This is a genomic window from Prochlorococcus sp. MIT 0916 (genome assembly GCF_047305155.1).
Classification (GTDB): Bacteria; Cyanobacteriota; Cyanobacteriia; order PCC-6307; family Cyanobiaceae; genus Prochlorococcus_B.
In genome coordinates this window covers 1674639-1687220 of the sequence record NZ_CP138980.1, presented here as the reverse complement: position 1 = coordinate 1687220, position 12582 = coordinate 1674639, and the positions used below count along the sequence as shown (strand labels likewise).

Genomic DNA, 12582 nt, shown 5'->3' with positions numbered 1-12582 from the left:
TTTATCTACCTCCTACTGTTATTGAATCTACTTTTATATGTGGTTGACCTACAGTAACATTTACACTTCCACTTACGGACCCACAAAAACCAGCGGCAAGATCAAGATCATTTGCACACATTGATATTCTTGGTAATATTTCTTTTGCTTCACCAATTAATGTTGCTCCCTTAACTGGTTTGTCAAGTTTTCCATTCTTTATTATATAGCCTTCCTCAACTGAGAAGTTGAATTGTCCAGTAGGGCCAACGCTACCTCCACCCATTGATTTGCAGTAAAGACCATTATCGACACTTTTTAGTAACTCTTCCGGAGAGAAATTACCTTGTTTAATATATGTATTTCTCATACGACTAGCCGCAGCGAAGGAGAAATTTTGCCTCCTTCCACTACCTGTTCTTGGATGACCTGTTCTTAGTGAACCTGCTCTATCTGAAAGGAATTTTTTTAATATTCCATTTTCAATTAATAAGGTATCTTGAGGTTCCATTCCTTCATCATCCATAGATAGTGAGCCAAAAGCATAATTAGACACTCCTTCATCTACCGCACTTACAGCAGTGTGTGCAATTTGCTTGTTTATGGAATCATGAAAAGGCGATGTTCCTCTCTCTATCTGAGTCGTTTCAAGTAGATGGCCGCAGGCTTCGTGGAATATGACTCCTCCAAATTTATTTGCAAGAACAACAGGCATTTGACCTGCTTCTACATATTCCGCATACAGCATTTTCTGAGCACTTTCATTTAATTCACATGCACTTTTTTCAATGTCCCAGTTTCTTAAATCGTCTGGATTACCAGAACTTCCATATCTTCTAGCAGAAGTCGATCTATTTTTATTTTGATGTGCAATTACGTTAATACCAACCGTTTGATGAAGACGGATGTCTCTAGCAAATACACCATCTGAGGCAGCTATTAGAACTTCTTGCCAATTTCTTGAATAGCTTGCTCTTCTTACATGTAGGTTTATATTTTTATTCTTAAGTGATTTTGTGGCTTCTAAAAGTTTTAAAGTTGATTCATCTAGGTCTGGTAAATGATCTAACCAGTTATTCTTTGTTACACCAAAATCCTTATAGTCTTTTAAACCTATAAATGTGTCTAGATTTTTTGCACTAGTATTTAGACCTAACATTCCTAATGCTTGATTGAGAGCAAAGAGAAGTCCAGCTTTCGATAAATCATTTGTACTGACAAAACCATCTTTTTTTCCAAGGAAAACTCTAATACCTGCACCAATACCAAAAGATGGACTTACATTTGAAATATCATCTTGCTCAGCAAGTAATGAAATGTTGTCTGATTTTTCCAAAAAAATTTCTACAAGGTCAGCTCCAGCCGATTTACCTAATGACAATAGTTCTTCAATTTGTGGTTTTAATGTTTCGTCAAAAGTATGAAATAGTGAATTTTCATTTTTTCTAGTTAGTAATGCGTGTGTCAATTTTTTTTTTTTCTTATTATGGCATTTGATTGGCATAACCGCGTATTAAGATATTAATAAGACATATTTATTATTATTGTTATTTATATTAGTAACTAATAAATTAATTTAAGTAGTTGATTAATAAAGAGGATTTATTTAATTTGCGCCTATCCATTTTTGACCATTTAATCTTTGAAGTACTCTAGATATTAGTAATGGAAGTGTAGTCTTTTTTTCGTCAATCAGAAATGATTCAACTATGCTTGGATCTGAATTTGATTCAGCTAATAATATAGTTTTATCTGATGTTATTAAATCTTTATTAAAGCAAAGCCAGAATTTTCTTTCTTCTGACATTTCACAAAATACCATCCAGCAATTACCTCCTACGACTGGCCTTTTACCCTCTATTAATTTTATATCCCTAACTAAAGTCCCTTTCTCTTCAATAGATGACTTTAATCCAGGAATTAAATGTTTACAAATAAACTCTTCAAAAGGTTTATCTTCTATCTTAGGTGGCTTTGCTGGCTTTTTAGTGATGGTAGTTGATTCAGCAACAAGATCAGCTGATAATTCTTGTTTATTTTTCAACATCGAATCTTTATTAACATCAGTAGTCTGTTTAAGAGTATCTATAGAATCTGTTGCTGATTTTGTTAATTCTTTATTAGAATCTATATCGTTTGAAGGTTGCTGATTTTTCATATTTTTAGTTTAGCAAATTCATTAAGATGATTGAAGACATATTTTAGATTTCAAATATATTATTATATTTTTGTTTACCAGTTTGAATAAGATTCATCAAACCAGTCAGATGAAATTGAATTCTCTCTTCTTAGAGACCCATTCATGGTTACCTTTTCATCTTCCTTATCTTGAAATTCATTTGAGTCATAATATTCAATATTATCATTACTTATCAAATCTTTATTACTTCTTTCTCTGCTTCCAATTATTCTAAAGTTAGCTTTTAATGTAGGTAATGGATCTTTAATATCTCTTTCTATCAAAGTGTTATCGTATGGAGTATTTTTAATTTTTTGTTCGGATTCATTTATAAATGTCTGATCGTAATTTTTTTTATTTTCATTTTTAAAATTAAAAGAATGTTTTTGTATGGATTGATTTCCTCTGGCAAGGTTTGTAGTTACAAAGTATGAGATTATAAAACCTGTTCCTGTAGAAATTGCAAGATATGTACCTAACCCAAGTGATGGTGTATCCCAAATAAGCAATCTTAACTTTGTGTTTTCTTTTTGATTACTTAAGCAAAGAAATAGTATTAAAAAAAATGTCGTCAAGAATGGTGTCGCTTTCATTAAGTAACTAAATTTCATTTATTCGGTCCGTCCCATCTTTTAATATAATCTAAATCTTCGCCAAGAGAATCAAATAATCTAACTACAATAAAATCTATTAAGTCGTCGATGGTTTTTGGGTTAGTGTACCAAGCTGGGATTGGAGGTACTATTAATGCTCCAGCTGTTGCTAAACGTTTTATATTTTCTATATGAATTAAATTTAATGGTGATTCCCTTGGAGAAATAACTAACGGTCTATTCTCCTTTAAATGAACATCTGCACATCTTTCTATTAGATCTAATGAAAATCCAGAGGCAATTCTTCCAAGTGTTCCCATTGAACATGGAACAATTACCATACCCTTTGTTTTATGGCTTCCACTTGCAATTGAAGCTGAATGATCATTCCATCTATAACAAGTTAATTTCCCGGACATAACGCCTAGTTTATTTCTCCAGAAATCACCTTGTGCCTTTGGTTCTACTGGAATATTGATGCTACGTTCACTTTTGGCTACTTCATATGCTCCCTTACTAAGTATTAAATCTACTTTTTTACTATTTTCTAACAATACTTGTATAGACCTCTCGCCTATCTGCATAGCAGATGCACCTGTAATTGCAACAACAATACTTTCCATTTATGGCTGATTTACAATTCCTTAATTAATTCTACAGTCAACACTATCAATTTATTCTTTATCATTTTCTTTTACAAGTTCTAAGTCAATTTGATTCTTTAGGATATCAACTTTTATCACCCTAACATTTACTTTTTGTGCAAGCTGGTACGTTTTTTTATTTTTTCTACCGACTAAGAGATTTTGCCTGGAACGATATTCGTACCAGTCGTCCCCTAATGTGCTTACATGAACTAACCCTTCAGCGGTTAAATCGTCTATCTCCGCAAAAAATCCGTAACTTTGAACTCCAGTAATGATTGCTGTAACTTCCTTGCCAATAATCTTTTGAGCCTCTCTTCCCTGCGCTATTGCAATTATATTGTTTCTGAATGTTTTAGAATTCTTTCTTATCTCGTTTAATTCTTTGATTAACTTTAAATTGGAATAATTTTCTATATTATCTTGTACTTTAGATGAAAACAAAACCCAATTAAGCTTTTTCCAACTATCTTTTTTACCTAATTCTATAATTTCCTTACTTCTGCTTGAAGGTTTATTCTTAGCATCTTTTAGCAGTGATATTAATATAAATTGATTAAATATATTCCAATAATTAAATGATGGGCAACTCCATGGTGCCTCAATATTATCTGTGGAAAATTCATAATCTAAATCTTCATTATCTTCATTAGTATTTATTTTGAATAGCTTCAAATTAATTCCAGGTATTATATGTTTTAGAAGTTTGTGTAATATTTTCTTTTCAGTACTTGATTCAAATGACCTTATTAAGTCATTTGTTGTTACAGATCCATCAAGATTAACTATTATTTTTTTATCTAGTGATAAAGCTGATTTAGCTAATTCGTTTAATGTTGATGAGTCAATCTCATCATGTACTTTATAAATAAATGGTAATCTATATCCAATTAAATGCTTAGCAAGTATGTTATTACTCAATCTAATATATACATCTATTATTGATTGAGGATCAGAACAGTCATATGATTTTGACCATCCGTTAAAGTCTCTACTTGGAAAGGCTTTTTGTAATTCACTTAATCTTTCTAGATTTGGAATGTACTCATCTAATTTTAGAGCCAGATGGTTATTTCTATTGATAAGTTTTGATGAATGAATAATTGTGTAAATAACATCTAGATTATCTTTAATAGTTTTAAGAGCAATAGGAACCGACTTTGAATTAGGTTTTCTATTATTTATAGCTATTAGATGCTTTGGCGTAATTGATTTAACAGGCTTAATGACACTTAGTGTGAATTTCCAGTCAGTTACATTTCCTTCGCTGTTAATATCAATGATTATTGAAATAGCCTCATTTTCTTCATTAAGTTTAAATTGAGATGCAGATCTAAGTTGGTCATTAAGAAAATCTAGCCAATTATTTCCTAGACAAACGACTTCACCTTTCTCTTGGAGAAATTTATCTAATTTTCCACCTATATTGATTCGTTCCGATACAGTAGGTGAATGAAGCCATATCCGATTTCCTCCTTCATAAGGTTGAGCGAATAATGCTGGCAGGGATGGAGAATTTTTACATTCCCAACTTTCAAATAACAGTGATGCTTGAGAAGTTAAGTCTTCTCTATCTTTCATTGATATTTTTTTTGGTGAAGCTTTTGGTTCATCAGTATTTCTTGAAATCTTATTCTTTGAAAGTAATAACTCTATATCACCATTTATTCCATCATTAATTGATAGTTCTCTTATTATAGAGCCTTTGGCATTAAATTGAGCAATTGGATATTTCGTTATCTTTATTTCATAAATTAAATCATTATTTGATTCTTTATTAATACTTTTTAAATTATTGTCTAGATCAATAGTTACTCCTATTCTGTCATCCAATGGGTAGGCCTTTAATTGACCATTTAATTTGTCTTCTTCAACTTTTGCAAGTAAAATGTCATTATATCTATTTATTACGCATTGAATAGATCCTTCAGGAGCTCTTCTCTTAACTCCCTCCTTTGTAATTAGTACAATAACTGAATCACCATGCCAGGCATTGTTCAAATTAGCTTCTCGAATGTAAATATCCTCGCCTAGATCTTCTCTGACAACAAAGCAATAACCTTTACTGCTACAGCGAACCCTCCCTTGGATGAAATCAATATCTCTATTGATTGATAGTTTCTCATCATTACTATTTTGAACTATTCCAAGTTTTGTAAGCGCATGAATTGCTATGTGTAAATTATCTCTGTCATGTTTTTTAGTGAGCTTTAAAGATTTCTCAAGTTTAGAAACTTCTAATCCATCCTCTCGATCAAGATTTTCTAATATTTTAAGAACTGTTGTCATGGTTACCGTAGCAAATTAATTTAATTTCAATGAATTTAGTCTTTAAAAACTATATTTTTAAAATAGTTTTTGTTTACTAGCTTTCACTAGTAGATTCTTTTCTGCTTTGTGCAATTAGATTAATTCCGATAATTAAGAATACAATTCCAGAAAGCAGTTTAAGCAGGAATGCTGGAATTAGATTAGCAATTGAACCACCTGCCAACGCACCTAATAGCGTAGCTAATATGAGAGCTATTGAGGAGCCAATAAATACTGCTAATGGTTTATTGGTTGTACTGCTTAAGGTAATAGTTGTTAATTGCGTTTTGTCGCCCATTTCAGCTAAAAAAACAGTGAAAAAGGTTGTAAATAGGAGCGTTAGAAGCATTTTTTAAATACAAATTCTAATTTCGCATAAAGTCTATAAAACTTTGTGTAACTAGATATATTCCTAAACTTAACATAATTATTCCTGAAATAATTGTAAACCTTTGTCTTGGTAGCTTATTAGCAATCCATTGACCAATTAAAACACCAAGAAGGCTTGTTGTTATAAGAGCTAGTGCTGCTCCAATGAAAATAATTAGTGGTCTGCCGGATTGAGCAGAAAGTATCAATGTTGCTAGTTGGGTCTTATCTCCTAACTCGGCTAAGAAAATTGTACTAAAAGATGTAATTAAAATACTAAAAAAAGGAACACTATCCTCTGATTCACTTATCTTTTGCTTAGAATTTGAATTTGTCTGACCCATTACATTTCGATAATTGATGTAATTTTTTTTTAAATTCTAATACAACATTTATATATTACATATAAAACCTGTACATTATCAAGTTATCAATCTAGTCCATCATTTGATATATGTTTTAAAATCTTTGAAATTATAGATTTTTTCTATTAATAAATTATTCCTAGAAATTAAAATAAATCGAATTTGTTGACTACCAAATAATATCGATGATAGATAAATCACACAGAAAGTTGTAGAACATAAAAAATTTTTAATTTTTGTGTAGGTAAGTCAGATTGTTTAGTAAGATAAAAAAAATTTTTATTCAACATGGGAAACCTATTGCCACTAGTAGCTGTCTTTCTTGCAGGACCAGCAATTATTGCCTTGATCTTCTATAGAAGAGGTGTTTAATTAAAGGCTTATGCGGCCTTACCTAGAGCGATTTCAGCAAAAGATAGAATCTTTTTAGCGAAAACCACTTGTTTTTTGTTTAGTGTCTCTTGGCAGACCGATAGATCGGGGCAAAGAATTTGACCATTTGTGTTTGTAATCATTACTTCACAATGGTCATTTAATTCACATTTATAAATCCTATTATGTAACTCTAGATCGACTATCTTGTTATAATTTTTTATATCTACTAAGTTTAATTGTATTTTTTCATTATTTTTCCACCGGTTAATCTCAATATAATATGCAATATCTATTAAATCATTAATTTTAAGTTTAGATTGTGCATTCCATTTAATTGCATCTATTGTTGAGTATCCATCATTTAGTTTAAATTTAATATGACCACCTTTAAGTTTATATATATCATCAATCTTACATTTTCTTGTCCAAAAAATGGGTGCTGGATTCATTATGCCAAATGGGGCAATTAACATCAATTGTCTATAAAAATCTAAAGTTATATCTTTAAAACTGATATGTGCATCTGGTTTTATTGACTTACTTAAATCAATATTCTTAAATTGTCTTTTGGCTATATTATTTAGTCTTTCCATAAGTTTAGATATATTTTCCTCATTAATAGAAAAGCCTGCAGCAGCTGAATGTCCACCATGTGCTATTAGCAAATCAGTACATTCATCTAAAGCGGAGTTAACCATTAATTTGTTATTAGATCTTATTGAACCTCTGAATTTACCATCATTAGCTGAAGCAAGTATAGCTGTTGGTAAATTAAACTTATCAACCATTCGTGCGGCAACAATACCAATTATTCCAGGATGCCATTCTCTTTTTGCGAGAAATAAAAACTTTCTATCATTTTGATATTGTGAATATGCTATTTCTAACGCCTCTTGAACGATTAGCTCTGTAATTTTTTTTCTATTTGAATTCATTATAAAGCACTCTTTTGTAAGTTTAACTATTGATGATGAGTTTTCATTTGTAAGAAGATCAATAATAAGTTTCGGATCACCAATTCTACCAATAGCATTAATTAATGGGGCAATCTTATATCCTATATCTTCTGATGTTATTTCACGTTTATCAATTGATAACTTTTTAATGATAGATTTGATACCTTTGTTATTTGTAGAATTTATGGTAGGTAAAAACTGCTTAAGCCATGTTCTATTGGCTCCTTTAAGTGGAGCCATATCGGCCACGGTTCCAATACAGAATAATACATTAGCGGTTGATTTATTGATATCATAATTTAATTTTTCACATATGTTTTTTGCAAGCAAATATGCAATTCCGACACCTGCTAAATACCTATATGGTGATTTTAGTGGAGTATTTTCTGGATGAATCAATGAATAATAATCAGATTTTTGATTTGGAATTTTATGGTGATCCGTTATAATCAAATCGATCCCAAGTTCCTTTGATCTTTTTATTGCTTCAAAAGCTGAGATTCCATTATCCACTGTAATAACAAGCTTAATTTTATTATTATTAATTTCATTTATCATATTTAAATTTAGACCATAACCATCATCTTTTCTTGATGGAATATATGGTTTAACCCTCGCACCAAGTTTTGTAAATATTTCTACTAATAGTACTGTACTTGTTATTCCATCGGCATCATAATCACCACATATTGCAATTTGTTCTTTTCCGATACATGCTTTAACTATTCTTTTAGTAGCTTTGTTCAATTCATTAAAATGAGTTTCTGGGTTTGGAAGCAAAGAAGGTTTTATAAATTCATCTAACTCATTATTTATATCGAGTCCTCTTCTAATTAAAATTTTCTGTAATATGTAATTTAGAGGGCAATTTTCTAATTCATCATCAGTTATTGGCTTAGGTAATATCCACCTCTTAATATTATTTGATGTCAAAGGCTTATCCTAGATTGATTCTTTAGTAATTTGAATTATATTAGCTTTATACAGAAAAAACATGAATAAGTTGAGAGCTGTATTTTGGGATGTAGATGGAACTATTGCTGACACAGAGATGTGTGGCCATAGAGTTGCTTTTAATTTAGCTTTTATGGATTTTGACTTGAACTGGAACTGGAATGAAAAAAAATATTTGGATCTTCTTAAAGTATCAGGAGGATTTAATCGAATAATACACTATCGTAACGAAATAAATAGTGAAATTAGCGATGTTCAATGTTCCAAAATTCAATTAAGAAAGCGTTATCATTATGAAAAATTAATTCAATCAGGAAAAATTAAAGTAAGAGAAGGGGTCATAAGGCTTATTAATGAGCTCTCAAGTTTTGATATTGAGCAATTTATTGTAACGACAAGTGGTAAAAATTCATTGGAACCTTTCTTAAATACATCATTGAGTTCTCATATAAACCTATTTTCTGGAATAATTACATATGAAGATGTAAATAGACACAAACCATACCCTGATGCATATAACTTAGCACTTAAATTAAGCAGCTTCTCAGAAATAAATTGTATCGCTATTGAGGACTCGTCGATTGGTGTTGAGGCCGCTAAGGCAGCAAATCTTAATTGTCTTTTAACATTACCTCCATGGTCTAAATCCAATGTTGACATTAATAAAAAAGCTACTGCATGTGTTAATTGTCTTGGAAGTGACGATAAACCTACTAAATTAATTTACGGAAAGAAATTGATTAATAAAAATGTAGATTTAGATTATCTGACAAATATTATCAATTGAAAGATGCAACAGACCTCGTTTAAAAAATTTTTAAATTCGTTGATTAGAACGCTTGATCCGATAATTACCGATTCTTGGAGTAAGAGAATTACAATGTTACTTTCCCTATTATTAGGGTTTTATTTAACGAATAGCCTGCTTTCCTTTTTATTAGATAATTCTATAAATACAATCATTTTATGTATAATAATATTAGTAATAATGGAAATATGTATTAGATTTACATACTTAAGTGAGTTTTCTAAAATATCAATAATTATACTCTCTATAAATAATTTTAGGATTGGTTCAACATATGCCTTGATTCTAGAAGCCTTCAAACTCGGCTCTTAATTCACCTTTAATCACTGTCTTCATCTGAAGTCTCATTCATCGGATATACAAAACCCTGTGCCCTTCCTGTGAGAACGGACTTTCCTATTGACAAAGCCTTCTCTGCTGCAACAGCAGCTTTACCTTTCCATACGGCATGACGCTGATTTCTCTTGCCTTTAGAAGTTTTCTTCTTGGGTACAGCCATTTTTATTCAACTTTTACAGATTTTTATTTTATAACGTCATGCACCAATTTAACAAAAATCCCTTGAGGAAAACTAACTTCTTGTCTCATTTTCGGAATAAACTCAAGTTAGTAAACATTTTGACTATAGTTAATATATAAATTATTTTGAATTAGTTGATTTAATTAACAAATGAGTAAAAGTTATAGTCAATTACTAAAAGATATTGAAAGTGGCGAAATTATTTCTATTATTTTAATCCCTAATAGAAGAGAGGTAATTGTTGAGTTTATCAATGGAGAGAAAAGACTAATACCAATATTTTATAATGATCAGAAGATATTGAGAATATCTGATGAATATAATGTTCCTCTTACCGTAAGAGATATTAGATCAGAACAAAGATTAGCTAATTATCTTACTGGATTTGGTCTAACTTTAATTTTTATTTTATCTCTTTCATTTTTAATTAAGAGATCATCAAAGTTATTAAACAATATGCAGAGTTTTTCACGCCGTTCATCGCAGATAGCAGAAGATGATATTAGAAAATTCACTTTTGATGATGTAGCTGGGTTAAATGAGGAATCTGATGAATTAAAAGAAATAGTCCTATTTTTAAAGAATCCACAATTACTTATTGACCTAGGCGCAAAAACTCCAAAGGGCGTTCTCTTGGTAGGCCCACCTGGTACTGGTAAGACTCTATTAGCAAGAGCGATCGCGGGGGAAGCAAATGTTCCATTCTTTTCTATATCTGCATCAGAATTTGTTGAAATGTTTGTTGGTGTTGGGGCTGGTAGAGTTCGCGATCTATTTAAAAGTGCAAAATCCAAATCACCATGTATCGTTTTCATTGATGAAATTGACTCGGTTGGACGTCAAAGAGGGGCAGGTATAGGAGGTGGTAATGATGAGAGAGAGCAGACATTAAACCAACTTCTTACAGAGATGGATGGTTTTGAAGCAAACAATGGTGTAATAGTAATTGCAGCTACTAACAGGCCCGATGTATTAGACCAAGCATTAACAAGACCAGGTAGATTTGATCGTCGCATTTACATATCCCTTCCTGATCGAATAGCAAGACACAAAATATTGTCGGTGCATGCCAGAACAAAACCATTATGTGATTCTGTGAATCTTATGGAGTGGGCCGCTAAGACTCCAGGTTTTTCTGGGGCAGATTTACAAAATCTACTAAATGAAGCCGCAATTTATGCAGCAAGGCAAGACAAATCAATTATTAGTAGTATTGAAATAGATAAAGCTCTTGAAAAAGCACGTTTTGGATTATTAACTCAGCCTCTTTCTGATCCAATTAAGAAAAGACAAATTGCATATCAGATTATTGGTAAAACACTTGTTGCTTTATTAATTCCGACACAAGATAAATTAGAAAAAATCTCATTATTTAAGTCTCTTGGGGATGTTTCTGGTATGACATATTTCACACCTGACGAAGAAACAATTGATAGTGGTCTATTAACAAGAAACTACATCTACAATAAAATCGTCATTTCGCTCGGATCAAGAGCTGCTGAAATAATCGTTTTTGGTTCTATGGAAGTTACACAAGGATCACAAAAAGATCTTGAAAATGTATATTTTTGGGCTAATCAAATGGTTACAAAATTCGGTTTCTCTGATCTTGGACCTATTACATATGGAAATGAAAGAGATGCGGTTTTTCTTGGAAAAGATCTAATGAAAAATAGAAAAGAATATTCTCAAAAAACAAGTAAAGAAATTGATAAACAAATAATATCTATTGTAAATAAGGCTATTAATCATGCAATAGACCTTCTTTCAGATAAGGCTGAGTTAATGGATAATCTTGTTAATGAACTTATAGATAATGAGTCCCTTGAATCAGAACATATTATTAATTCACTTCACTCATACCTTGCTGCTAATTAATTAATAATATTTTATTACATTTAGAGCGCAGAAAAGTATTCCTTGCTTCCTTTAGGATCTTCTTTCATTGTTTTATCACCTGGGGTCCATCCAGCAGGGCAGACTTCATCTGGGTGAGATTCCACATATTGATATGCTTGTAAGATTCTTAGAGTCTCGTCAATATTTCTACCAACAGGTGCTTTGTTGATTGTTGAATGCATTATGACTCCACTTGGATTAATAATAAATAAGCCCCTATCAGCTTCTCCATCTTCATTTAATACATTATAAGATTGGCATATTTCACGCTTAAGATCTGATACAAGAGGATAATTAATATCACCAATTCCTCCTTCATTCCTAGGTGTTTGAATCCAAGCTAGGTGAGTAAATTTGCTGTCAACAGAAACACCTAAAACCTCGGTATTCTTACTGCTGAAATCGTTATATCTGTCACTGAAAGCAGTAATCTCAGTTGGACATACAAAAGTGAAATCCAATGGATAGAAGAATAAAACCACATACTTTCCTCTGTACTGAGAAAGGGTTATGTCCTTAAATTCTTGATCAACGACTGCTGTAGCAGCAAAATCAGGGGCTTGCATACCTACCCTGAGGCACTCATTTGTCGTCATGGAAATTGTTGTGTATTTTGATTGGTATGGAGGGT

General features: G+C 31.4%; 14 protein-coding genes. 4 read left to right on the top strand and 10 right to left on the bottom strand.

Annotated elements, in window-relative coordinates; translation table 11 throughout:
• Position 1: 1 nt before the first annotated feature.
• The 7 genes from SIB53_RS08865 to SIB53_RS08835 form a co-directional block, all read right to left on the bottom strand.
• Complete coding sequence (locus tag SIB53_RS08865) at positions 2–1447, bottom strand: TldD/PmbA family protein (RefSeq protein WP_413677860.1); 1446 nt, start codon at positions 1445–1447, stop codon at positions 2–4.
• 138 nt (positions 1448–1585) lie between these two features.
• Positions 1586–2026 carry a DUF2996 domain-containing protein gene (locus tag SIB53_RS08860; protein ID WP_413679149.1) on the bottom strand — a complete coding sequence of 147 codons (441 nt, stop codon included), beginning with the start codon at positions 2024–2026 and terminating at the stop codon, positions 1586–1588.
• Positions 2027–2211: 185 nt separating this feature from the next.
• The gene (locus tag SIB53_RS08855) at positions 2212–2751 is read right to left on the bottom strand and encodes a hypothetical protein (RefSeq protein ID WP_413677859.1); all 540 of its coding nucleotides are present in this window, start codon (positions 2749–2751) and stop codon (positions 2212–2214) included.
• Between the two features lie 14 nt (positions 2752–2765).
• Positions 2766–3374, bottom strand: a complete 609-nt coding sequence (locus SIB53_RS08850; RefSeq protein WP_413677858.1) for a flavin prenyltransferase UbiX — start codon at positions 3372–3374, stop codon at positions 2766–2768.
• A gap of 51 nt (positions 3375–3425) precedes the next feature.
• Entirely contained in the window at positions 3426–5684 is a 2259-nt protein-coding gene (locus SIB53_RS08845; protein ID WP_413677857.1) for an RNB domain-containing ribonuclease, read from the bottom strand.
• A 76-nt stretch (positions 5685–5760) separates the two neighbouring features.
• On the bottom strand, positions 5761–6054 hold the full coding sequence (locus tag SIB53_RS08840) for a TMEM165/GDT1 family protein (protein WP_413677856.1): 294 nt from the start codon (positions 6052–6054) through the stop codon (positions 5761–5763).
• A 16-nt stretch (positions 6055–6070) separates the two neighbouring features.
• The gene (locus SIB53_RS08835) at positions 6071–6418 is read right to left on the bottom strand and encodes a TMEM165/GDT1 family protein (protein WP_413677855.1); all 348 of its coding nucleotides are present in this window, start codon (positions 6416–6418) and stop codon (positions 6071–6073) included.
• Positions 6419–6727: 309 nt separating this feature from the next.
• Between SIB53_RS08835 and psb30 the strand changes: the two genes are divergently transcribed.
• Positions 6728–6811, top strand: a complete 84-nt coding sequence (psb30, locus tag SIB53_RS08830) for a photosystem II reaction center protein Ycf12/Psb30 (protein WP_071813363.1) — start codon at positions 6728–6730, stop codon at positions 6809–6811.
• An 8-nt stretch (positions 6812–6819) separates the two neighbouring features.
• Here psb30 and recJ read toward each other — a convergent pair whose 3' ends face one another.
• Complete coding sequence (gene recJ, locus SIB53_RS08825) at positions 6820–8703, bottom strand: single-stranded-DNA-specific exonuclease RecJ (protein WP_413677854.1); 1884 nt, start codon at positions 8701–8703, stop codon at positions 6820–6822.
• Between the two features lie 61 nt (positions 8704–8764).
• Here recJ and SIB53_RS08820 point away from each other — a divergent pair, with 61 nt between their 5' ends.
• A complete protein-coding gene (locus SIB53_RS08820) occupies positions 8765–9511 on the top strand; it encodes an HAD-IA family hydrolase (RefSeq protein WP_413677853.1) in 747 nt (248 codons plus the stop codon).
• A gap of 3 nt (positions 9512–9514) precedes the next feature.
• A complete protein-coding gene (locus tag SIB53_RS08815) occupies positions 9515–9844 on the top strand; it encodes a DUF565 domain-containing protein (RefSeq protein WP_413677852.1) in 330 nt (109 codons plus the stop codon).
• 7 nt (positions 9845–9851) lie between these two features.
• On the opposite strand, the gene rpmF is transcribed toward SIB53_RS08815, so the two are convergent.
• A complete protein-coding gene (gene rpmF / locus SIB53_RS08810; protein ID WP_413677851.1) occupies positions 9852–10031 on the bottom strand; it encodes a 50S ribosomal protein L32 in 180 nt (59 codons plus the stop codon).
• 171 nt (positions 10032–10202) lie between these two features.
• Between rpmF and ftsH the strand changes: the two genes are divergently transcribed.
• On the top strand, positions 10203–11930 hold the full coding sequence (ftsH, locus tag SIB53_RS08805) for an ATP-dependent zinc metalloprotease FtsH (protein WP_413677850.1): 1728 nt from the start codon (positions 10203–10205) through the stop codon (positions 11928–11930).
• A 20-nt stretch (positions 11931–11950) separates the two neighbouring features.
• Here ftsH and SIB53_RS08800 read toward each other — a convergent pair whose 3' ends face one another.
• Entirely contained in the window at positions 11951–12547 is a 597-nt protein-coding gene (locus SIB53_RS08800; RefSeq protein ID WP_413677849.1) for a peroxiredoxin, read from the bottom strand.
• Positions 12548–12582 lie beyond the last annotated feature (35 nt).

Excerpts from the sequence above, each read along its gene's own strand:
- SIB53_RS08820 (WP_413677853.1), top strand. The coding sequence starts at position 8,765 with ATGAATAAGTTGAGAGCTGTATTTTGGGATGTAGATGGAACTATTGCT.
- SIB53_RS08815 (WP_413677852.1), top strand. The coding sequence starts at position 9,515 with ATGCAACAGACCTCGTTTAAAAAATTTTTAAATTCGTTGATTAGAACG.
- SIB53_RS08845 (WP_413677857.1), bottom strand. The coding sequence starts at position 5,684 with ATGACAACAGTTCTTAAAATATTAGAAAATCTTGATCGAGAGGATGGA.
- SIB53_RS08855 (WP_413677859.1), bottom strand. The coding sequence starts at position 2,751 with ATGAAAGCGACACCATTCTTGACGACATTTTTTTTAATACTATTTCTT.
- ftsH (WP_413677850.1), top strand. The coding sequence starts at position 10,203 with ATGAGTAAAAGTTATAGTCAATTACTAAAAGATATTGAAAGTGGCGAA.
- psb30 (WP_071813363.1), top strand. The coding sequence starts at position 6,728 with ATGGGAAACCTATTGCCACTAGTAGCTGTCTTTCTTGCAGGACCAGCA.
- SIB53_RS08800 (WP_413677849.1), bottom strand. The coding sequence starts at position 12,547 with ATGACGACAAATGAGTGCCTCAGGGTAGGTATGCAAGCCCCTGATTTT.
- rpmF (WP_413677851.1), bottom strand. The coding sequence starts at position 10,031 with ATGGCTGTACCCAAGAAGAAAACTTCTAAAGGCAAGAGAAATCAGCGT.
- SIB53_RS08860 (WP_413679149.1), bottom strand. The coding sequence starts at position 2,026 with ATGTTGAAAAATAAACAAGAATTATCAGCTGATCTTGTTGCTGAATCA.
- SIB53_RS08835 (WP_413677855.1), bottom strand. The coding sequence starts at position 6,418 with ATGGGTCAGACAAATTCAAATTCTAAGCAAAAGATAAGTGAATCAGAG.
- SIB53_RS08850 (WP_413677858.1), bottom strand. The coding sequence starts at position 3,374 with ATGGAAAGTATTGTTGTTGCAATTACAGGTGCATCTGCTATGCAGATA.
- SIB53_RS08840 (WP_413677856.1), bottom strand. The coding sequence starts at position 6,054 with ATGCTTCTAACGCTCCTATTTACAACCTTTTTCACTGTTTTTTTAGCT.